The organism is Pseudovibrio sp. Ad46, assembly GCF_001623065.1.
GTDB lineage: Bacteria > Pseudomonadota > Alphaproteobacteria > Rhizobiales > Stappiaceae > Pseudovibrio.
Map to the genome: position 1 here is coordinate 52,994 of NZ_LMCG01000049.1, position 21,150 is coordinate 74,143.

Here is a 21,150-nt window from a genome sequence, read left to right on the forward strand (position 1 = left end):
TTCAGGATCCGAACAGTTTGGCGAAGAAGCCTTTTTCATATCCAAGCTGGCAACGGGATGTGATGATCTGGTCTAAGACCCCGTTCATCAGATAGAGGAATGCTTCGCACTCACTCTGAGTTGTGAAGCAAGCCTCGGTTGAGACGTTATAGGGCTGATTATCACTCAAAACGCGCCCACCAACATTTGCTTGCCAGATATTGGAGGCGCCATGTTCAGCAGTCGCAATGGAACAATCATACTGAGTGCCTTTCACACGCGGCATGATTGGCCCTGTACGAGGTATCAGTTGCCGTTCCAGATAATTGGTGCTTGGTGGTTGACTGCAGCTGACCAGAAACAGAGACGCCGCTGCAAAGCAGGCGAGTGGGGCAATTGTCTTCATTTAATCAACGCTTTCGGGCCTTATCGGCCTCTTCTGTCAAAAGTGTATTTTAAAACCAGCCAAAAAGTCCTTTGTAATACCCGTGCTGGCAACTGGCACTGCGCGTAAGCTCTAAATACCCACGCATGAAATTCAGATAAGCCTGACACTTCTTCATTGTCCGAAAACAGGCAACGCTGGAGATATTGCGGCTGGGATCGCTGAAATACCCGGTCACAAACGCCTGATAAACATTCTCCGCCCCATCCTCTTTCACCCGGATCCGACAATCATACTGTGACCCATAGATCCGCGGCGCCGACCGCAAGTCATTCGGGATCAGATGATTAAACGGATAAAGCTTGTTGTTGACCTGAGCGACTGTAGACGCAGGAAGCATAAGGATAAGAAGCAAGATAACCAGAATGGCACGCACAGGATGTTCCAGACTTTTTTTGTTGTTTATGTCTTTAACATTGAGCGCCAAGAGGAGTTAAAGCTCCTCATTCGACCATGTAATCTTAGTCCTATGTTGGTTCCAGTATTCTTAACGGAGTTTTTGAACTGAGAATAAGGTTAAGGCAAACTTGCAGCTATATTAAATAAAAAGGGCGCCTGTTTGAGGCGCCTTTTTACATTACTTAGTGAAGTTAGATTAGGCCTTGCCGGTCTGTTTTAAGGCAAAGGCATAGACCAAGGCGACCTCTTTCAGGCGATCGAAACGACCGGATGCGCCGCCGTGGCCTGCATCCATGTTGGTGCGCAGCATCACCAGACTATCATTGGCCTTCTTCTCACGCAGTGTTGCAACCCATTTGGCAGGCTCCCAATAGGTAACACGCGGATCAGTCAGGCCGCCAAGTGCGAAGATCGCCGGATAGTCTTTCGCTTCCACATTGTCGATGGGAGAATAGGAGGCGATATACCCATACGCGCTCTTATCGCGGATCGGATCTCCCCATTCCGGCCATTCAATAGGGGTCAGCGGCAACGTATCGTCGAGCATAGTGGTTAGCACGTCCACAAATGGCACTTCAGCAATCATTGCAGCAAAAGCCTCAGGTGCCATGTTTGCACATGCACCCATCAGCATGCCACCGGCAGAGCCGCCGTGCGCAACGATCCTGTCATGAGCGGTGAAGCCTTCGCTAGCCAGAAACTTCGAGGCTGCGATGAAGTCATAAAAGGTGTTCTTCTTGAATTCACGACGCCCGTTCTTGTACCAGGCATAGCCTTTGTCTTTGCCACCACGAATGTGCGCAATCGCATAAACAAATCCGCGATCAACAAGCGACAGGGCATTAGTGGAGAAGCTGGCAGGAATTGAAAGGCCATAGGACCCATACCCGTAAAGCAGGCAAGGAGCACTTCCATCCAGAACTGTCGAGCGTTTATAGAGCAGAGAAACCGGAACCAGTGTGCCATCATGTGAAGGAGCCATCAGGCGGCGCGTAATGTACTCAGAAGCATCGTGACCAGATGGCACTTCCTGCCGCTTGCGCAGCACTCTATCGCGCGTAGCAAGGTCATAGTCATATACTTCGCTTGGTGTTGTCATGGAAGAATACGTGAACCGGATGGTTGTGGTGTTGTATTCAAACCCTGCGGCTATACCGAGGCTATAGGCTTCTTCATCAAATTCAATGCTGTGTGAAATACCATCGATGAAACGATGGACGACAATGCGCGGCAAGCCATCAACGCGCTCAAGCCACACCATATAATCCTTGTAAACATCGTGCGATAGGATCAGACGGCCAGGCTTATGAGCAATCAGATCAACCCAGTGTGACTTACCCGGAAGAGCAAGTTGAGCGACGAGCGGCACGCTGACAATCTTGAAATCTTCAGCCTCACCAGCGTTGGTCAAGATCAGCAGGCGGTCACCATTGTCTTCAACGGAATACTCCACACCAGTCTCACGCTTGGCAACCAACGTAGGGGCTGCCAAAGGTTCATCTGCAGGAATAAGCCAAACCTCGGTGGTTTCATGGTCACCTGAACCAACACAAATGAAACGTCCGGATTGTGTTCTGCCAAGCCCAACAAAGAAACTTGTATCCTGTTCTTCATAAACAAGAACATCTTCAGACGGTGCTGTACCAAGCTTGTTGCGGAAGAGCTTGGAAGGGCGATGGTTCGCGTCTACCTGAACATAAAACAGATACTGACCGTCCGTAGACCAAACACCGCCTGCACCAGTGTCTGGTATGGTGTCTTCCAGATCCTGTCCTGTCGTCGTGTCGCGCACTTTCAGTGTGTAGTACTCGGAGCCTTTGTCGTCGTAGGCCCAGGCCAGATACCTATGATCATCGCTGTGAGATGCACCGCCAAATTTGAAGTATGCTTTGCCATCAGCTTCAAGGTCTCCATCGACAAGAACTATGGGGTCGCTTCCATCACGCTTGCTGCGCACAAATTTGGGATGTTGACCACCTTCAACAAACTTCGTCGCATAGGCGTACTCACCATCAGGAGAAGGAACTGAACTGTCGTCTTCTTTGATACGACCCTTTAGCTCTGCAAAAAGTGCTTTTTGCAGCTCTTTAGTGTCTTCCATCTCGTTTTCGGTATAAGCATTTTCTGCTTCAAGATAGGCACGGATCTCAGGATCAAGCAGAGTGGGGTCTCGCATTACCTCCTGCCAATTATCTGCGCGCAGCCAGGCATAAGGCTCGTTGCGAGTAAAGCCATGATGGCTGGTTTCATGAGTGCGCATCTGCGCGTTTGGTGGAGCTGACTTTTTCATTATACCTGACTGAGTTTACGCTTATGATTTTGAAATCTGAATTCTATTCTTCAGCATTTTAATCGGGAATGGGCATAAAGCCAGTTCCCGATTAAAACTTATCCCTGAGAAGATATGCGCTGAATCGAAGGTATAAATTTGAACCTGAAGCTTTTTACACCGATAATTTTCATGCTCATATGTCTTTCGAAGAGAGCAGATAATATTATTTCAATGTAATTAGAGTTGTTCTTCCACAGCTTCAAAACGTCGCTCTTTTGCCTCGCGATAACACCTATCTTGGATTTGATCAAAACTACGTGTCAGGTGTGAATGTCATCGAAGTACCATTCATGCAGTAGCGAAGTCCTGTTGGTGGTGGGCCGTCAGGGAAAACGTGTCCGAGATGTCCTCCACAACTTGCACAGCAAATCTCTGTGCGGACCATGCCAAGCGTAGCGTCTTTATGTTCTGTCACAGCATCGGGAGAGACCGCCTCAAAGAAACTTGGCCAGCCGCAGCCTGCATCAAATTTTGTGTCTGATTTGAATAGCTTAGAGCCACATGCTGTGCAGCTGTAGGTGCCTGTTTCAAAGGTATTCCAATAAGGGCCTGTAAAGGCTCGTTCGGTGCCTTTTTCCCTAAGGATACGATATTGCTCAGGGGTCAGTTGTTCCCGCCATTCCGACTCGGTCATGTCCTTAGGTGATTTTTTGTTAAACATGATAGAAATCCTTATTCACCGGGCTCAATGGTAGGGCCGTGTTAAGTTTACCAAGACATAAACAAACAGCCAATGCCTATAAGGCAAGTTACAATTAGGTGAGGTTAAAGTTTATTGGAGCCTGACAAAACTAGAATGTGATGAACTTGCCCTGCATGGGTGGGCAGATTATGTCTTTGGAGTGGTCGGGGGAGCGTGTTTGGCAAATTCGACTCGGTCTTATAGGTTAACCACACTAATAAATTTACGGAGTGCTACATGCCTTTATTCGGTGTCGAGGCAACGTTCTGGGCGTTATTAGGCCCGTTTGTTGCCGCTGCGCTTAGTCCCTTTCTGGCAAAGACTCTGAAACACAATGCTGCGTGGCTTCTCGCTGTTATTCCTGCATTGGCGTTCCTACAGTTTCTTTCATTTGTGCCAGGCATTGCCGAGGGGCAAACATTCAAGGCGAGCTTGGAGTGGGTTCCCACCTTCAACGTAAATTTCTCGATTTATCTGGATGGCCTGTCTGTCTTATTTGCGCTTCTGATTTCGGGAATAGGAACGCTCATTACGCTTTATGCAGGTGGATACCTGAAAGGCCATGAGAACCTTGGGCAGTTTCTGTCCTACCTGTTCCTCTTCATGGGAGCCATGCTGGGTGTTGTTGTTGCTGACAACGTCATCACACTCTTCGTCTACTGGGAGTTGACGTCTATCACGTCCTTTCTGTTGATCGGGTTTGACCACCTGCGCCGCGCCTCTCGTCGCTCTGCTGTGCAAGCGCTTGTTGTGACAGGCGGCGGTGGTCTGGCTCTGATGGCTGGTTTGATCCTGGCTGGCTACCAGGGTGGCAGTTTCGAGTTAAGTGAGTTGCTCAATTCTGGTGACGTTTTACGCGAAAGCCCATATTACACCGCGATCTTCATTTTGGTGGTGCTGGGCGCTTTCACAAAGTCAGCTCAATTTCCGTTCCATTTCTGGCTTCCAAACGCAATGGAAGCTCCGACACCTGTTTCTGCATACTTGCACTCTGCCACCATGGTGAAAGCCGGTGTTTACCTGCTCATGCGCATGCATCCGGTTCTGGGAGATACAGAACTCTGGATGACCGTACTTCCGATCTTTGGTGGCATCACACTGCTCGTTGGCACCATTCTCGGCATTCGGCAGACAGACCTCAAACTTGTTCTGGCCTACACAACAGTTGCGTCTCTCGGGTTGCTGGTGATGCTAACAGGCACATCTGACCCGGTGGCGATCCAAGGCGCCGTTATATACCTTTTCGCGCACTCACTCTTTAAGGGCTCTTTGTTTATGGTGGTCGGAACAGTCGACCATGAATCAGGTACACGCGATCTGAACAGAGTAGGGGGCTTGTTCTCACTGATGCCGATCACCGGTACAGCTGCGGTCCTCTCTGCGTTGTCAATGGCAGGTTTGCCACCTCTGGTCGGCTTTGTTGCGAAAGAAGTTCTTTATGACGGAACATGGCACGCTGTGAACGGTGGGCTTTGGACTGGCTTTGCCGTACTGGGCAACGCGATGATGTTTGCTCTGGCTGCAACCGTTGCCATTAAACCGTTCTTCGGCGCCAAGGTGAAAACACCAAAAGTTGCTCATGAAGGAACTGTCCTACTTGTTGCAGGATCAATCACTCTTGCGGTTCTGGGCTTGGCAGCCGGTGCATTCATCGCATCAGTTGGTCATCAGCTCTTGTCACCAATGACCTCTGCAATTCTGGGAACACCATTTGATGAAGAGTTGCATCTGTTCCCCACATACCTGTCACCAGCGCTCTACCTGTCTTTAGCGACAATTGCCCTTGGTATTATCATCTTCATGTACATGGATAAGCTCCGTGTGATTGTTGCTGATGCTCTGCGAACCATTGGGTGGGGACCGGATAAAGGCTTCGACCAGGTCCTGGAAATTATCATTCGTTTTGCAACCACGCTGACACAAACAGTTCAAACTGGCAGTATGGTCACCTATATGCGTGCAACGTTTACCGTAATCGCGCTAGTCCTGTTTGTACCAATGACCCTCACAGGCAATTGGCCAAAACTGCAAGGTATAGGCAGCTTCTACGCTTATGAGTGGTTTATTGCCGCGATTGCGGTGATTGGCGTTTATGCCGTGTTAACAGCACGCTACCGAGTAACGGCGATTGTCCTGCTTGGTATTCAAGGTTTTGCAGTGGCACTGATCTACCTGCTCTTTGGAGCGCCGGATCTGGCCTTCACGCAGTTTATGGTTGAGACACTCTCGGTTGTGATCCTTGCGTTGGTAATGACCCGTCTGAATCTGAAGCCAACCGATGCCCGGTCATCGCGTGGCAAAGCCTTTGATATCAGCCTGTCAGTGCTTTGTGGTGCGGGTATCAGCATGTTGCTGATGTCCATTATTCAACTGCCGTTTGACCCAACACTCTCTGAGTTCTTCACACAGTACAGTCGGACGATTGCGCACGGTCGGAACATCGTGAACGTTATTCTCGTTGATTTCCGCGGCTTCGATACGATCGGAGAGATCTCCGTTGTGATGGTAACGGGTCTGGCGGTCCTTGCACTTATCCGAGTGCGACCTAAATCAAACGGAAACTCGAACTCGGAGAAAAATCGCTAATGAATACGCTTATATTCAGAACGGTCGCTCCGTATCTCTCTGCCCTGATGATGCTTTTTTCCGTCTTCGTATTGCTCCGTGGGCACAACGAGCCCGGTGGAGGTTTCATCGGCGGGCTGATTGCCGTTTCCGCCTTCGCAATTTATGGCATTGCCTGCGGTGTCTCTGCAGTTCGCCGGGCAATGAAGTTTCATCCTATGTCCATTGCTGCGTCAGGCCTGCTCCTCGCAGTTGTCTCTGTGTTGCCGAGCCTGTTCTTCAGTCAGCCAGCAATGACAAGTCAGTGGCTTGCGCTTCCGTTTTTGGGCACGGTGATTGATCTATCAACACCGCTGTTCTTTGATATTGGAGTGTATCTGGTGGTGGTAGGAGCGATTTCTTCGATCGCTCTTTCTCTGGAAGAAAGGGCAGACTAATGGAAACGCTTTTCTCTGTTCTGGTCGGGATCCTTTTTGCAGGTTCCATCTATCTGCTTTTGTCTCGCAAGCTTGTACGGATCCTGCTGGGCATTGCCATTCTTGGAAATGCCGTGAATCTCTTGATCTTCACGGCAGGACGCCTGACACGGGATGTACCGCCAATTATTCCGCTTCAAAGCTATCTCCCCGTAGAAGCAACAGCGAACCCTCTGCCTCAGGCATTGGTGCTGACCGCAATTGTGATCTCGTTCTCCTTCCTGGCATTCTTCCTGGTCCTCGGGTACCGGGCCTATCAGGAGCTGGGAACAGATGACTTGCTTGATATGCGCGTCGCAGAACCCAAAGAACATTCTGAACCGCCGCTGGGGTACTAAGTAGATGGCTGCAACGAAAACAACAGTTGATATTACAGCGGCTATGGTGACGGAGGCGGTGCCTCTTGCCGACTGGCTATTGGTTGCTCCTGTCCTGCTCACCATGGCAGGCGGTGCAATTTCAATTATTTTCCGAAAGAAATCGGCTACTCAACCTTGGATCGCGATCACAACAATCGCACTGGTGATCCTTTCAAACATCGGCTTGCTCAACCACGTTCTCACCAACGGTGTTGTGACGATGGTGATGGGCAGTTGGCTCCCGCCATTCGGCATCGCTTTTACAGCTGATCCGCTCGGCGCGTTGCTGGCACTGACAGCCTCTGTCGCAACCATGTGTGTCGCCGTCTTCGCAATGAACTCAATTGCTGAAAACGAAAGACGCTACGGTTTCTATCCGTTCCTCCTGATGCTGCTCTGCGGTGTCACGGGATCATTTCTGACAGGAGATATCTTCAACCTTTATGTGTGGTTTGAAGTCCTGTTGATCTCATCCTTCGGTATGCAGATCCTCGGAAATGAAAAGGTGCAGATCGACGGTGCTGTAAAATATGCAGTGCTGAACCTGATTGCGACAACGCTATTCCTTGCCGCAACTGGCCTGCTTTATGGTCTGGTTGGTACGCTGAACATGGCGGACATCGCTGGCAAGCTGAAAGCCTTTGACAGCTCTGGTCCAATGCTTGGTTTGGCAACCTTGTACTTCCTTGCATTTGCAATGAAGGCAGCAGCGTTCCCAGTCAATTTCTGGCTTCCCGCCTCTTATCACACACCACGTTTGGTGGTAGCCGCAATCTTTGCAGGCTTACTCACCAAAGTAGGTGTCTATGCGCTGCTTAGAGTGATGCTTCTGCTGATGCCGGAAGGTCGTGACTGGCTCGCCTCTCTAATTGGAATAGTCGCCATCGCAACGATGCTGACCGGCTCACTTGGTGCGCTGGCTCAAACAGATATCCGACGGCTGATGGCCTATCTCGTCATCGCTGGTATCGGTGCCATGATGGCTGGTATCGCAGTTGGCAATGAAGTTGCTGTATCTGGTGCGATCTTCTACTCCATGCATTCCGTTCTCATCATGACCGCGCTTTACCTACTGGTCGCCTTTATGTTCCAGATGAGCGGAACATTTTCCTTGCGGGAAATCGGAGGTCTCTACATCCGCACGCCTCTGGGCGCTGGAATAGGCTTGATCCTCTTGCTCGCAGTTGCAGGCTTGCCACCTTTCTCTGGTTTCTGGGCAAAACTGTTGCTCGTAGCTGGCGCGCTAGAAGCTGGTCGTGGCTGGGTCGCAGCTGGTATTCTGGTCTCAGGATTGTTTACGACCATCGCTGTAGGACGTCTTTGGATCTTTGCATTCTGGCGGGGCGGGAACGAGCACACTGTGGATGGCATTCAAGCTCTCCCCATTGCCGGAAGCTCTGATGCCTCTGAGATATCGTGGAGCATTTGGTTGCCGCTCATCGTGCTGACTGCGCTGATCTTCGTAATAGGAATTTTGCCGGAAACCATGATGTCCATAACTGAAAATGGAGCAAAAACGCTGATTAATCCGACAGCCTATATCGGTTCCGTATTTGGAGGCATCCGATGAACAACAAGGTCTTTCTCATGAACTTGCTGCTTGCAGCAGCATGGGGCGCTGTTACCGGCTCATTCACACCACTGAATCTGATTTTTGGTTTTATCTTGTCCAGCATCGCACTGTTCCTGATCCGGGAGCAAATCTCATTTCGGGATTACTTTCAACGCGGAGGGAAGGTCCTCATTCTTGCAGGCAGTTTCTTCAAAGAGTTGGTTCTGTCCTCATGGCGTGTGCTGATGATTGTCATCAAACCGAAGATCAAGCTCCATCCGGGTATCATCGCAGTGCCGCTCTCAGTCAGCGAAGACTTTGAGATCACATTGCTGGCAAACATGGTCACACTGACACCGGGAACGCTTTCCGTCGATGTTTCGGAAGATCGAAAGGTCTTGTTTGTGCATTGCCTCAACGTGCCAGACCCAGAAGAAACAATTGATGGCATCAAGAATGGTTTTGAACGTCAGATCTTGGAGGCGTTTCGATGAACGGATTTGAGGCTTTCGCATCAGATTTTCTGTATGCCTGTGTGAGCATCGCGCTCTTTATTCTCGGTCTGACATTCTTGCTGATTGTCTATCGCATCATCAAAGGCCCAACCTTGCCTGACCGTATTGTCGGACTGGATCTATTGGTGGTTGTCGCTATCGGCCTGATAGCGACTGTGGGTGTTGGGTCATCATACACGCTCTATATCGATATCTCGCTTGCACTCGGTCTTGTCGGCTTTCTGGCAACCGTTGCCTTCGCCCGTTTCATCTTAAATCGAGGGCAGGCCAAAGACTTTATTATCATGCAGGAAATCAAAGATTCCGAAAAGCAGGAGGAGCAGAAATGATGTCAGCAGTTATCTCTATCCTGACTGGGATTATGCTCATTATAGGAGCAATCTTCGCAGCTGGCGCAGCGCTTGGCATCAATCGTCTGCCAGACGTCTATACACGCATGCACGCAGCGTCCAAGGCGGGTACCTTAGGGTCTGGCTTGATGGTGCTGGCGCTTGGCCTCTATTCGCAACAGTGGGATGACTTCATGCGTGCTGTCGCGACCGTCTGCTTCTTTCTGTTGACGGCTCCGGTTTCTGCACACCTCATCGCACGCGCAGCCTATGTCGTGGGCTACAAACCTTGTAAGGAAACCAAGTTGGACGAGTTGAGTGTGACGAAGAAGTCTGCGGAGCCTGAAACACCGCAATAATATGTCAGCTTCGATCACAGTTTCTGGGGTTTAGTGCAACCAAATCACCAGAAATAATCGACAATGCCCTTTGGGAAGGCGGTTGACTAGAAACGTGAGTTTCACCGGCACCGCCTTGCCAACAGCCAATTACACAGCAAAGTCTCATTCTTTTACCTGTACATTAGGGCAAGCAGTTTATCTAGTTTACTTCTATGATTTCTCAAGTTTGTTGGAAGTCTGTAAGGTCCTTCTAAATCACAATGCACAAAAAACCATAGTAAATCTGCTTTTTCATACCGAATTTAACTTGTTATCCTTATTTCCTGTCTCTATAAAAGCCTCCTATGGTTTTTGCTTGTTTAGAGTCGAAGCTTAGCTGAGATAAGTACGGATCTAACGTTTAATCTTCGGATTGAAGTATTAGCTCTGTAGTAAGTAAGCACACCTACGAAATTTAGATCCACAAGATGACAGGTTAGAGATGAGCGAGATCCCTGCAGATAATAATTTGATGGAACTGACTGCTGATATCGTGTCAGCCTATGTTGGTAATAACACTGTGGCCTCTGCCGATTTGCCTGTGCTGATCAACGACGTTTACGTCGCTTTGCAGAAAACCAGTGGTGATCTTTCCGAGCCAGAGCCAGAGCCACTCAAGCCAGCTGTGCCGGTGAAGAAGTCTGTTACGAACGATTACATCATCTGTCTTGAAGATGGTAAGAAGTTCAAGTCCCTGAAGCGTCACCTACGCACGCATTACGATATGACACCTGAAGAATATCGTGAAAAATGGGGTCTGCCTTCAGACTACCCAATGGTTGCTCCTCATTACGCGGCAGCTCGTTCTGAGCTTGCTAAGAAAATGGGTCTCGGCCAGCAGCGTAAACGCGCTAAGTAATTTCAGGACATATCCTGACAGAAAACCAGCCTCAATCGGGGCTGGTTTTTTTTATTCCCCTTCTGCTGTTTCTTATCCCCTCATTATTGATGAATTTCCCTTAAGGGTGCACGTGTTGTGCATAGTGCCCTGGCACGCCTTCTTCGACCTTCCGTAAAGGTAAAATTAGTTCATCTGACACTAGAGCTTAAGTTCTAATTTTCTTGTGCTTTACTAAGTTGTGATCTCAAAACACCTGCAAGTCTCAAGAGTTAATTCAAAAAAATAATTCGATAAGGTTTTAAGGGCAGCTTTCGAAATTTCGAAGCTGGACTCAAAAATCGCTTAAGTCTGCCAGTCGTTTAGAAAAATTTATGCTTTGAGACCGCGAGGTACCAATCTTATCCCCCCCGAGTATCGCTAGGGCAACAATCAATTGTTCTTTGACGATAACCAATCAGTTCATTGGAGTAATTAAATGCCAAGATTTTCTGAGGGGGAGAAAAATGAAATGTCCAAGAGTCCGTGTTCGGAGTCTTCGGTTCATTCTGGACTGTCCCAAAAGCCTCTGTCAGCGGTGGACTGGATGGCGACAGGCCGTGTTGCACTTGCATTTGGATTGAAGCCAGAGGAGCTTCATTCTGCCTCCCGCGGTTATGCAAAAGCTGCACAGGCCCGCCAAGTCTCTATGTATATTCTTCACGTCTCAATGGGGATGACCCTGTCCCAAGCAGGTGCAGTCTTTGGGCGTGACAGAACAACAGCAGCTCATGCCTGCAAGGTGGTTGAAGATTTAAGAGAAGATCCGAAATTTGATGCTGTCCTCTCAGAGATAGAGGGGCAGCTGTCTGCGTCTGTTGCCAGTGCGCGCATGCATTCTTCCCTAAGCTCCGGAGGTCAGCCTGATGCCTACCCAGCCTGAGGAAGCAGTATCTGAAATACAGCTCATCAAATTCTGCAAAGGGCTAGCAGTTGCAAAGCAGCATGCGGAACCTGAGGGGGAAGCTAAAGCTGTCTTATCGCGTGCAATAGCCCTGTCGCTGGTTGCTCCCTATGCGCAGGGCTACCAGCTGACCAAAAAGGGCAAAAGCTGGTTGCGGCGAAAATTAAGCCTTGGAGGGTTGGAAACTCAATCTAAAACGGAGCAATCTCAGATCAATACCATCAACTCAGAAAGTCCACTGGCTTGGCTAAGGAGTAGAAAGGACAAAAAGGGGAGAGGATACATCTCGGAGCTCCAGTTTGAAGCAGGTGAGCGATTAAGAGAAGATTTCACCTACGCGCAACTTTGGGGAACCGTTAGATCGAACTGGCGCAGCGAGCAATCATCAAGATCGAGTACTAAGATAGATGATGTATCCGACAGCGTTTACGATGCCAGAGATCGCCTTCAAAGAGCTCTCTCAACTGTCGGACCAGAGCTCTCCGGCGTTCTCATGGATGTGTGCTGTTTCTTGAAGCCTTTGAAACAGGTTGAGAGCGAGCGTCAATGGCCACAACGAACAGCCAAGATTGTTCTGGGGTTGGCGCTAGATCGACTTGCTACACATTACGGCTCGTCTCGTAGTCGTGCGGTCGGTCCCGAAAACGCTCGAATGGCGAGTTGGGCAGCGTCTAATTCGGAGTTAGAGCATCGGATGCATCATCCTTGATACGCTGAACCATGGAACTCAAGCCATTGGAACGCTGAGGCGTCAGGTGTTCTTTGAGGCCAATCTTGCCAAATATACTCTCGATGTCCGTAGCAAGAATTTCCTTTGCAGAAACACCGGAGTATTGCGCAAGAACGATAGCAACAAGACCGCGAACAATGTGTGCATCGCTGTCGCCCTTATAGAACAGGATCGGGCCTTTATCGGTATCTTCCTGAATGTTCTTCGAAAGCCAGACCTGAGAAACACAGCCATGAACGCGGTTTTCCTCACTGCGTTCATCATCTGTCAGGGGCTCAAGTTCTCGACCCAGCTCGATGACATAGCGATAGCGGTCTTCCCAGTCTTCGAGGAACTCAAAGCCTTCCAGAATATCAGCGATCGCAGTGGTCATAATACTATTCTCTCACTCAGGGTTTTGAGGGCGTTTCTACCGCGCCAACCGGTTAGGGGCAATACGATTGGATTCAAAATATATAACGGCCCACACTCCAGATGAGAGTATAGGCCATAAATAGCTCAGATTTATGGAAATTGACCTTAATTCCGGCCGTAATACAGCGGATTAGGACGCGGTAACGGAACAGCAGCAACTGGAGTTGCATAGATTGGCTGAACTTCAGCAAATAGACCTTGTTCAGACGGATCTGCTTGCGCAGAGCTGTTCTGTTGCTGGTCTTGATCGAGTTGCCATGGAATGTCCCGATCAGCTGAACTAAGTGTACCGGAATGTGCAGGCTCGTCTGATGGGCTTGTAAGGCTCGGCAGCAGCTGGCCAGCTGCAACTTCATCAAACGGTATTGCCTCGATAGCATCCTGAGCTGACGGCAGAGCAGCAAACTTTGTGGGTTGCAGATCTTCTGTCTCACTGTCGCTGAGGTAATTGTAGGTCAAGCGAGCAGCTTCTTTTGCCTTTAAACCGACGAGAGTGATGACCGAGCCGCCCATCTCGCAAGCATTGGGATTACGATCACAAAAACCCCCAAGATCCTTCACGGTGGATTGAGCAGCAAGGTAAACCTGAACGATCCCAATAGATGGTGCGTCCTCATCACTGCCAGTTCCAATTGGAAGCAGAAGCAGTACAAGTCCGATCCAAAATGTAGTTCTAAGCAAAAAGAACATTGGCTTCGCCCGTGGGTTTCAAGTGCGCCGAATAGGCTGACAATTTTTAGATAGTCGTTTAACTTGTTGAAACTATAGGGTTTACTCTCAAATATAACATATATTGTTCTCAATAAAATTGAATCAAATTTTATGTAAATTGGAAAACTACTGAAATTTATGGCTATTTTTGGTCTTTCGAAAAGTTGGCGAAGCGTATCTATGATTAATAAAAGGTGTAGAAAAAGTATCCCAGCGGTATCTTATTGAACTGAAAAGCCACCAGATGGAGCTCACAATTAAAACTCAAAAGTGCACATAAGAGTTTTTTTAAGCAAAACTTGATAGAAACAGTAGGGCTGGAAAACTGGAAACGAGCCCAATTTAACCCAAGGTTTTATGGTGGTTCTCGGTGGGCAGAGAGCTATTCAAAGTGGACTTGCTGAGGTGAGGGCGATATCTCTAACCTCTCAGGAAGACACCAGTTAAAATTGGTAGTGACCGAGTACTCGGGTAACACACAAATTGCGTTGAAAGAGGTAGTGCTTGATGGTGGGGCGAAAGCCAAACGGCAAAAAAGCGAGCAAAGGTGGAGCCCGTCGGGGTTCTGCACATACGCAGCCTGATGGTGATTACCAAATGCACGTAGACTATGACGAAGACGGTGTTTTCTATGAAAATGGCGAAGTCGATCATGCTGCTGTTGCTAACGCTGCCTCCAAAAAGTCTCCAGGCATGAACAAGCTCTCTACACTGGTGCTGTTAGGCTTCGTTGGCATGGCATCGCTGATCGCGGTGAACGCTGCCTTTTTGCAAGATGCCAAGCATCCCTCTCCAATAGTCGCCACTCGGGTTTTTCAAAGCCAGTTAGATAGCTCAGAACTTGTAAGAGCAACTCAGAGATTGAGACAGCAAGAGCTGGTTGCTGAAGTGCAAAAAGAACTGCGCCGTTTAGGGGTGTATCCGGGCAGTTTGGATGGCCAGTTCGGTCCCGCGACAGAACGGGCAGTCCGTGCTTATCAAAGACAACGCGCAATGAGTGAAAACGGGCAGGTGACCGAAGCGCTGCTCGCACGGCTGACAATGGACTTTGCCGCGTTTGCGCCGTCTCCAAACACCGCGTCTGCTGAAGGGGCTGAGATTCCTATTCCTCGGGCAAGTCCTGAGGAAATTGAAGCATTGACGCAAAGTGGCTCCAATCTGACACAAGTCTCCGGTCAAACGGATGCAATGACTGAGCGTATCAAGCGCCTGCAAAAAACATTGGCAGATCTGGGGTACGGCCCGCTTACAATTGATGGTATTCCGGGTGGCCAGACCGCTTCTGCAATTGCCGCATTCCAACGCGATAATGCTTTGCAGATAGACGGGCAAATGAGCGAAGCTCTCTTCTCTAAGCTTGCTACCGTCAGTGGCACGCGGATCTGATAGCGCGACTAATTCAATAAGAAAGACAACTTGATGCGAGTAACCTCTGAATTTTGGGTCGCTGCTTACACACGCCGGTGCTTCGGGGAAGGTGCTTTCGCAGGCATACGCCGCAAAGGCGCGCTGGAAGCAGGTGCAATCTTCATCATTGTTGATCGGTTGGACACGACCTACGACTTTTACGGTCCTGCCCCACAGTCTTTCTTTGAAGAGGAAAAGCCACTTGATCGCGAGTTTGAGTGTTTGATGGAAAAAACTTCACGAGAGGAAATTGAAGCCAAACTCACACGCGAAGAACGCATGGACCCTGACTTCTGGGTTGTCGAAGTTGAAGATAAGGAAGCCAGAAGCTTCCTGTCACTGCCAAAAGAGCCGGGGCCTGAAGATTTATTTTCAGGCTTTAAGGGTCGCAAGTTCTGAATGGTAATGTGAGGGCCGCGTTAAAGACGTGCCCTGGGCTTTGAGTTCCCGCACAACTGTCTCGGTTGCCTCAAAAATCGTGTGGTAGCGAGGCTGAGAAATCTCTCCACTCCAGCTGCAGAGCAACTGTCGCGCAATCTTCTTGCTAACACCAGCAGCAGACTTTTGCAGGTCTCTCATGCGATCCGTCTCAATGAGTGTGCCCCAAAACCGGACGAGCAGCTGATCGACAAGACGGGAAGAGAACCCAAGACCAACGAGCATGACAATGAATCCGTCCGGAGAAGAATGCGTACAGCATTGATGAATCTGATCTGGAGTCATGCGGCAGGCGTGCGCCAACTGGCCAACCATGCTCGTATGGCCAAATTTTAGCCCTCTAAGTGTTAGCTCCTGCGCCTCATTTTCCGTCAGAGCGTCAACCGTGTCATCTGAAGCAGAGGCATCTGACAGGCTTGCTGAGAGGTCTTTGTATGATGAGATCGGCGCGCTCTCCAGGAAAAGACCAAGCAGATCTTCTGCAAGCTCATCAGAGGAACTGGCTGGATGTGAAGGGGCAACGGTGCTCCTGGAATTGAGAGCAACGTATTCTCCAATCATCTGGTCATGGTCATTTGCAAGAGCTTTCATCAAAGCCTCCGGAGCATGAGAGATCGGGCACAACAGGTGCGCTACCTTCAATCGACTTGCCGCAGTGGCTGATGACAGGTGCTGCAGCGCTAACTCCTCATACATATGAGAGCTTGCATGAGAATGGCCGATTTGAGCAAAAGCCTCTGTTGCTGCAATTAGGAGTTGAGACCTGTCTTCCATGAGTGAAGGAACCTGTATACGCAAAACAATGATTTCTCGATGTTTTTCGCAATCGCCAGAAAAACACAGCGACACATATGACATCGAATATAATTACTAGCTAAATTTAGGAGCAAATGCTTTACAGCTCATTAACTGAAACTCCGCTTAACTGAGGCTTGGAAGAACCACAGAATTGACCGGTAAATGTGCCAGAGGACAAACTATGGGTACACTTCATGATCTCGTGATTGAGCGCTCGCGCAGGCAACCCTTAGAGATACGCAGAGGCTTTGATCGTCAGCTTTCATCAGCCCAGATCCATATATTCCCGGGTGTCTACAAAATGCCGTCAGGATTAGCCTGCCGCAGCAGAGTTGGTGTTATTCGCGTTGTAGAAGAGCACTCGGAATACGAGAGGGACTAGCTTCCTACGTTTTTTGCCTGTATCTCCATTGCTGCAAGCAGTGGGATTGTGAGACATGGGCAAATTCGGGAAAACAGAGTTGATCAGCAAAGGTCGCACCTTTGCGACTTGTCTCTTACTTGTGTCTTCAGCCACCCTGCTGTTGTCTGCATGCGCCAAGCCCACTGGAGATTTTGGCCGCGCTAAGCCCAATTTCCTTCATGACCGCGTCGCAAAAGATCTGGGTATGCTCTATCGTTATTCCCAGAAGCAAGACGTTTCCAACCTCAATTTGACAGATCAGGAAAATGAACTGCGCGATCGCGGATGGACACTGGTTGTTCCTCCGGCCTCTGAGGATTGGATTGGAGCCAACAAGGCTCAGTTGGAACGTCAGGGTTTTTTGAAAGATCCATACGCTGCGATCAATCCATCAAATTATTACGTTTATCTGCGCTCGGATAAATACCGCTCCAGCGAAACCCGTTATACCCGTCTGATTGACGACATGAGGTCTGATCAAAAGCTCCTCCTGCCGTTTTGCAAAATTGCCCGTCAGGTTCTGGTGAGTGATCATGAGCGTCTGGACGCACTGAGCCGCCAAACTCAGGTGAACCCGCAGTTTGCAACGGGGGTAAAGGCGAGGGTCCGCGAGAATAAGTCCTTTGTGGATTGGGTACTCCGCGCCACAGGCCGCCGCCTGCAGGCCTATCAGATCGCCATCAACGCGCTGGAAGTGGAAACCCCGTCTGCCCAGCAAATCTGGGACGCGAGCAAAGGCTATGAGCAGCTGCGTCGCACCTACGAAGAACTGCCCTCCAAATGTTATGCTGAGGTCAAACGTCCGGCAGAACAGGTCGAGAAACCGTCCCGCATCTTTACCGGATGGGGCTTGGAGAGCGCTGTCCCGCAAAAATAGCCGAGTGGTGCTCTAAATCTTTGGCAGATCAGAGCAAGTTGCAGATCGCAGTGCGGCGGAGATCTGTGGCAGATACGCGTTGGACGGTGCAAAGGCACGGAACAGCGCAAACCCCCTCAGCTCATTCGTCTCAACCACAATCATCTCTTCCAGGTCTTCAGGCGGGTTCTCACGCAGGATCGAAAGCTGCTGTGGTGTCAGCACCAACATGCGCACAGCTTCACCCTCAGATGTCTTGTCATTGAGACTGTAAGTCACCTGTCCCTTTTCGTTGAACAGGCCAAGAGACCAGAACGGAGAGGGAGCAACCGCGCTCACTATCAATGGGCCGTTCTCAAGGGAATAACGACAGATCGCATGGCGCATAGATGGATCAAGATCCGGCAAAGGCTCACTGCGTGGCAGGATCGGTGGCAGCATCTGAAAACTGCGATCCGCACCAAAGCCGCCAACGCGTTCATAGGGGGAATGCGGAACATAAGCAGGAACGCTCAAAACAATGGCCACATGAATTATCCCCGCGACGAGCAATCCGCCGACACCCCATAAGATCCAGCGGGGGGAAATGTAAAGGTCCTGCAGTTTTTTGAGGAGATCATTCATTTGCAGCTCACCAATTCAACAGCAGGCATCACTGGGGCACTCAATCCGGCACCTGTGGTGTAGGGGATATCGTAAAGACGCATGGCAAACACCAGCCCGTTACTCCCCCCGGTTGGCAACCAGTTCCCCGGCCGGGCTTCAGGAGCAACCTGTATTGCAAACGCGCCTGTGTGATCCGTTAAAATGCCATGGCTATGCAAGGAGGCGCGACCAGCATCAGTCGCAAGCAGCTCCAGGGCGTTGTTCAAAGCAGTAATGGTCCAAAGCCGTGTAGTTGGTACTTTACCGGCAATTCGGTAATTGCACTGAGGGTCTAGCGCCCGTCCGCTGTCATCAAAGGCAGCGTAAAATGCAATGCCTTCACCGCTTCCAAGCGGCACGCGCCCGGTTCGTGCAAAAATGGCTGTACTGTAAGGATCACTGTCAATCGTCCCTGCATGCGGGTGCGCAACCCACACGCCGCTTTCCAATGCGCTGAACGGAGAGCCTCTGTTGAGCGACAGATAAGCACTGCCTATCCCCACAATCAAAGCAATCATGATGGAGAATAAAAACGGTCCGAACGAGAAAAACGGGGCTTTGAAAAGCAATGGCGAAATATGAGGCCAAGGCTTTTGCCAGGAGGTTTCTCCATCAAAAATCTGGGTGGTTTCTGGTTCGCGAACCGCCACCAAAGGCATGTGAGGGGTGTGGGTCATCGGGTATAAGTCACATCCGCCTTTGCGCCAGAGCCCAGTTGGGCCTGCACGTTTGACTGAGAAATACTGTTGAATGGAAGCGCACGCAGCCGCTTCCCAAGCGCTTCCAGAACTTGCTGTGATGTTCTGTTGAGCAGTTCTGGCGGGCCAGTCACCTCAACATCACTGAGACCATTCGCGGCAATAACATCCTTTCCTTCAGGCGGCTCCACACCGGGCATAGCTTTCAGCTCCAACCCCTGGTGCGCATACTTCATAAAGTTGCCCCAGGTCATCGCAGGCAAGCTACCCCCGGTCATGCGGCGTGAGGAGGAGAAGTCGTCGTTTCCGTACCAGACCGCAGCCGCAAGGTTGCCCGTGTAGCCAATGAACCAGGCATCGCGATAAGCCTGTGTCGTACCAGTCTTACCGGCTGCAGTAATCCCATCCAGCCGGGCACGTCGGCCAGTGCCACGTTCCACCACATTCACCAGGATATCATTCATCATCGAGACCTTGTCAAACGGCAGAATCCGCAGAGAAGGGCCAGCGTCACGATCATGGTTGTAAAGCAACTCACCTTTTGAATTGCGCAACTCTAATATGGCGTAGGGGTCAATTTTCTTCCCGCCAGCTGCGAAGGCCGCATAGGAACTTGTCATATCAAGAACCGTAACTTCAGAGACTCCAAGCGGCATAGCACGGGTAATACGCAGTTCGCTGTTGATCCCCATCATGTAGGCGGTGGTTGCAATCTTATCGCGCCCGATGGCCTGTGCCAGACGAACGGGAATGGTATTGATTGACTTGGTCAACGCCGTCTTGAGCGTCACAGCACCTGCATAGCTGCGGGTATAATTGCGTGGACTCCAGCCGCCAATACTGATTGGACGATCGGGGACAACACTCTCGCTCTCATATCCATTCAGGAAGGCTGTCATGTACACAAACGGTTTGAACGAGGAACCTGGTTGGCGAAGTGCGTCAGTGGCTCTGTTGAATTGGCTTTCATCATAATCGCGTCCACCAACCATGGAGCGCACGGCGCCCTCGGTGGTGATAACTGTCATGGCCGCTTCTTCAACGCCGTAACGGTCACCGTATTGACGCAAGGTGCTCTCGATTTGGTTGGTGGCTTCCTGTTGCATGCCCGGATCTAGCGTGGTGCGAACAGAAATAACCCTGTCATTACTGAGCTCTGGGTACTGTTCGGCAAGGTCTTTTACCTGTTCAAACGCCCAGTCGAGAAAATGATCTGGTGCCCGGCTCTTGGTCCGGTCAATCGCTTCTGCCGGGTTACGCCGCGCGCCGATAACTTGTCCCTCAGTCATGAAGCCCGCTTGCACGATATTCGTCAGCACCTCGTTGGCACGAGCACGGGCAGAAGGCAGGTTTTTATGCGGCGCATATTTGGAGGGGGCTTTGTAAAGCCCTGCTAACATTGCAGCTTCTGCCAGCGAAATTTCGCGCACGTCTTTGCCGAAGTAAAATTCAGAAGCAGCGGCAACACCAAATGTCCCCGCGCCCATATAAGCGCGATCGAGGTACAATTTGAGGATTTCTTGCTTCGTCAGGTTCATCTCAAGCCATAAAGCGAGATAAGCCTCTTTGATTTTGCGTTGTAATGTGCGTTCGTTTGAAAGGAACAGGTTTTTTGCCAGCTGCTGTGTAATCGACGAGCCACCCTGCACAACAGAGCGGGCTTTCACGTTGGCAACCATGGCGCGGAAGGTACCAACAAAATCGATTCCCAAGTGATCAAAAAACCGTCTGTCCTCGGTAGCAAGGGTAGCTTGGATCACGTGATCTGGAATTTCATCCAGTGGAATTTTGTCGTTCAGCAAAATGCCGCGTTTGCCGATCGGGTTTCCGAACCGGTCAAAAAAGCTCACGGAAAAGTCGGAGGTGGTTTTCCAGTCAGAGCGTTCTGTTGCTTTAAAGGCCGGCTGCGCAAAGGTCAGCACGATCAGAAAGCCGAACGCGCAATAGGTCAGCCCTTCAGAAGCAAGCCCTGCAATAAACTTGGAGGGGCCGCGCAGGGAGAACCGGCGCATGAAGGCCGAGTACTCACGAAAGAACACCCCCAAAAACTGTGAGGTGTGCCAAAGCGCAGAATCCAGCCATGCATCGGTTGCAAGCATCCGCTGAGATAGATCCTGAAGGGTAAAAGATCGCTCCTTGCCCTTTTTTTTCACATTTTCAGCAGAATTTTCCGTGACATTCTGCTTTTCGCTGTTATCAGAGTTCTCTTCCAAACTGATTACCCGTAGTACCGGTCACACCCCTGAATGCGCAAAG

Annotated in this window: 23 protein-coding genes; 13 read left to right on the top strand and 10 right to left on the bottom strand. The window is 50.1% G+C overall.

The genetic code is table 11. The features are described from left to right. Position 1: 1 nt before the first annotated feature. The 4 genes from PsAD46_RS13400 to msrB form a co-directional block, all read right to left on the bottom strand. Complete coding sequence (locus PsAD46_RS13400) at positions 2-385, bottom strand: hypothetical protein (RefSeq protein ID WP_057465863.1); 384 nt, start codon at positions 383-385, stop codon at positions 2-4. Between the two features lie 49 nt (positions 386-434). After that, complete coding sequence (locus tag PsAD46_RS28370; protein ID WP_208981839.1) at positions 435-851, bottom strand: hypothetical protein; 417 nt, start codon at positions 849-851, stop codon at positions 435-437. 168 nt (positions 852-1,019) lie between these two features. Continuing rightward, positions 1,020-3,113, bottom strand: a complete 2,094-nt coding sequence (locus PsAD46_RS13410) for a S9 family peptidase (RefSeq protein WP_063307128.1) — start codon at positions 3,111-3,113, stop codon at positions 1,020-1,022. A gap of 295 nt (positions 3,114-3,408) precedes the next feature. Continuing rightward, entirely contained in the window at positions 3,409-3,816 is a 408-nt protein-coding gene (msrB, locus tag PsAD46_RS13415) for a peptide-methionine (R)-S-oxide reductase MsrB (RefSeq protein WP_063293251.1), read from the bottom strand. A 258-nt stretch (positions 3,817-4,074) separates the two neighbouring features. On the opposite strand from msrB, the gene PsAD46_RS13420 reads away from it, so the two are divergent. The 10 genes from PsAD46_RS13420 (at position 4,075) to PsAD46_RS13465 (ending at position 12,503) form a co-directional block, all read left to right on the top strand. Continuing rightward, on the top strand, positions 4,075-6,423 hold the full coding sequence (locus PsAD46_RS13420) for a putative monovalent cation/H+ antiporter subunit A (protein WP_063293250.1): 2,349 nt from the start codon (positions 4,075-4,077) through the stop codon (positions 6,421-6,423). Further along, a complete protein-coding gene (locus PsAD46_RS13425) occupies positions 6,423-6,839 on the top strand; it encodes a Na+/H+ antiporter subunit B (protein WP_057465865.1) in 417 nt (138 codons plus the stop codon). The genes PsAD46_RS13420 and PsAD46_RS13425 overlap by 1 nt, the downstream gene beginning before the upstream one ends. Further along, a complete protein-coding gene (locus PsAD46_RS13430; RefSeq protein WP_057465866.1) occupies positions 6,839-7,216 on the top strand; it encodes a Na+/H+ antiporter subunit C in 378 nt (125 codons plus the stop codon). Before PsAD46_RS13425 ends, PsAD46_RS13430 begins: the two co-directional genes overlap by 1 nt. Before the next feature lie 4 nt (positions 7,217-7,220). Continuing rightward, entirely contained in the window at positions 7,221-8,807 is a 1,587-nt protein-coding gene (locus tag PsAD46_RS13435; protein ID WP_063307129.1) for a Na+/H+ antiporter subunit D, read from the top strand. After that, complete coding sequence (locus PsAD46_RS13440) at positions 8,804-9,283, top strand: Na+/H+ antiporter subunit E (RefSeq protein ID WP_063307130.1); 480 nt, start codon at positions 8,804-8,806, stop codon at positions 9,281-9,283. Before PsAD46_RS13435 ends, PsAD46_RS13440 begins: the two co-directional genes overlap by 4 nt. Continuing rightward, on the top strand, positions 9,280-9,633 hold the full coding sequence (locus PsAD46_RS13445; RefSeq protein ID WP_057465869.1) for a cation:proton antiporter: 354 nt from the start codon (positions 9,280-9,282) through the stop codon (positions 9,631-9,633). Before PsAD46_RS13440 ends, PsAD46_RS13445 begins: the two co-directional genes overlap by 4 nt. Beyond that, complete coding sequence (gene mnhG / locus PsAD46_RS13450) at positions 9,630-9,992, top strand: monovalent cation/H(+) antiporter subunit G (protein WP_063293249.1); 363 nt, start codon at positions 9,630-9,632, stop codon at positions 9,990-9,992. Before PsAD46_RS13445 ends, mnhG begins: the two co-directional genes overlap by 4 nt. 463 nt (positions 9,993-10,455) lie before the next feature. Then, positions 10,456-10,872: a MucR family transcriptional regulator gene (locus tag PsAD46_RS13455; protein WP_008549808.1), complete on the top strand. Its 417-nt coding sequence runs from the start codon at positions 10,456-10,458 to the stop codon at positions 10,870-10,872. A gap of 490 nt (positions 10,873-11,362) precedes the next feature. Then, on the top strand, positions 11,363-11,773 hold the full coding sequence (locus PsAD46_RS13460; RefSeq protein ID WP_063288158.1) for a helix-turn-helix domain-containing protein: 411 nt from the start codon (positions 11,363-11,365) through the stop codon (positions 11,771-11,773). Next, complete coding sequence (locus PsAD46_RS13465) at positions 11,757-12,503, top strand: DUF6456 domain-containing protein (RefSeq protein WP_063293248.1); 747 nt, start codon at positions 11,757-11,759, stop codon at positions 12,501-12,503. Before PsAD46_RS13460 ends, PsAD46_RS13465 begins: the two co-directional genes overlap by 17 nt. On the opposite strand, the gene PsAD46_RS13470 is transcribed toward PsAD46_RS13465, so the two are convergent. Further along, complete coding sequence (locus tag PsAD46_RS13470; protein WP_063293247.1) at positions 12,466-12,897, bottom strand: SufE family protein; 432 nt, start codon at positions 12,895-12,897, stop codon at positions 12,466-12,468. The two genes, PsAD46_RS13465 and PsAD46_RS13470, sit on opposite strands and share 38 nt — an antisense overlap. Before the next feature lie 146 nt (positions 12,898-13,043). Continuing rightward, positions 13,044-13,628 (bottom strand): DUF5330 domain-containing protein, encoded by a 585-nt coding sequence (locus PsAD46_RS13475; protein ID WP_057465874.1) that lies wholly within the window; start codon positions 13,626-13,628, stop codon positions 13,044-13,046. Positions 13,629-14,156: 528 nt separating this feature from the next. On the opposite strand from PsAD46_RS13475, the gene PsAD46_RS13480 reads away from it, so the two are divergent. Both PsAD46_RS13480 and PsAD46_RS13485 read left to right on the top strand, forming a co-directional pair. Continuing rightward, positions 14,157-15,035, top strand: a complete 879-nt coding sequence (locus tag PsAD46_RS13480; protein WP_063293246.1) for a peptidoglycan-binding protein — start codon at positions 14,157-14,159, stop codon at positions 15,033-15,035. A 33-nt stretch (positions 15,036-15,068) separates the two neighbouring features. Beyond that, complete coding sequence (locus PsAD46_RS13485; RefSeq protein WP_063293245.1) at positions 15,069-15,455, top strand: DUF1491 family protein; 387 nt, start codon at positions 15,069-15,071, stop codon at positions 15,453-15,455. On the opposite strand, the gene PsAD46_RS13490 is transcribed toward PsAD46_RS13485, so the two are convergent. Then, positions 15,429-16,085 (bottom strand): hypothetical protein, encoded by a 657-nt coding sequence (locus PsAD46_RS13490; RefSeq protein WP_208981840.1) that lies wholly within the window; start codon positions 16,083-16,085, stop codon positions 15,429-15,431. The two genes, PsAD46_RS13485 and PsAD46_RS13490, sit on opposite strands and share 27 nt — an antisense overlap. A gap of 644 nt (positions 16,086-16,729) precedes the next feature. On the opposite strand from PsAD46_RS13490, the gene PsAD46_RS13495 reads away from it, so the two are divergent. Beyond that, the gene (locus PsAD46_RS13495; protein ID WP_063307131.1) at positions 16,730-17,572 is read left to right on the top strand and encodes a hypothetical protein; all 843 of its coding nucleotides are present in this window, start codon (positions 16,730-16,732) and stop codon (positions 17,570-17,572) included. 12 nt (positions 17,573-17,584) lie between these two features. On the opposite strand, the gene PsAD46_RS13500 is transcribed toward PsAD46_RS13495, so the two are convergent. From PsAD46_RS13500 to PsAD46_RS13510, 3 genes are read right to left on the bottom strand one after another with little or no spacing between them, the layout of a single operon-like run. Beyond that, positions 17,585-18,175 (bottom strand): hypothetical protein, encoded by a 591-nt coding sequence (locus PsAD46_RS13500; protein WP_063303624.1) that lies wholly within the window; start codon positions 18,173-18,175, stop codon positions 17,585-17,587. After that, entirely contained in the window at positions 18,172-18,873 is a 702-nt protein-coding gene (locus PsAD46_RS13505) for a DUF1214 domain-containing protein (protein WP_063307132.1), read from the bottom strand. Before PsAD46_RS13505 ends, PsAD46_RS13500 begins: the two co-directional genes overlap by 4 nt. Beyond that, entirely contained in the window at positions 18,870-21,107 is a 2,238-nt protein-coding gene (locus PsAD46_RS13510) for a PBP1A family penicillin-binding protein (protein WP_063307133.1), read from the bottom strand. The genes PsAD46_RS13505 and PsAD46_RS13510 overlap by 4 nt, the downstream gene beginning before the upstream one ends. Positions 21,108-21,150: the final 43 nt, after the last annotated feature.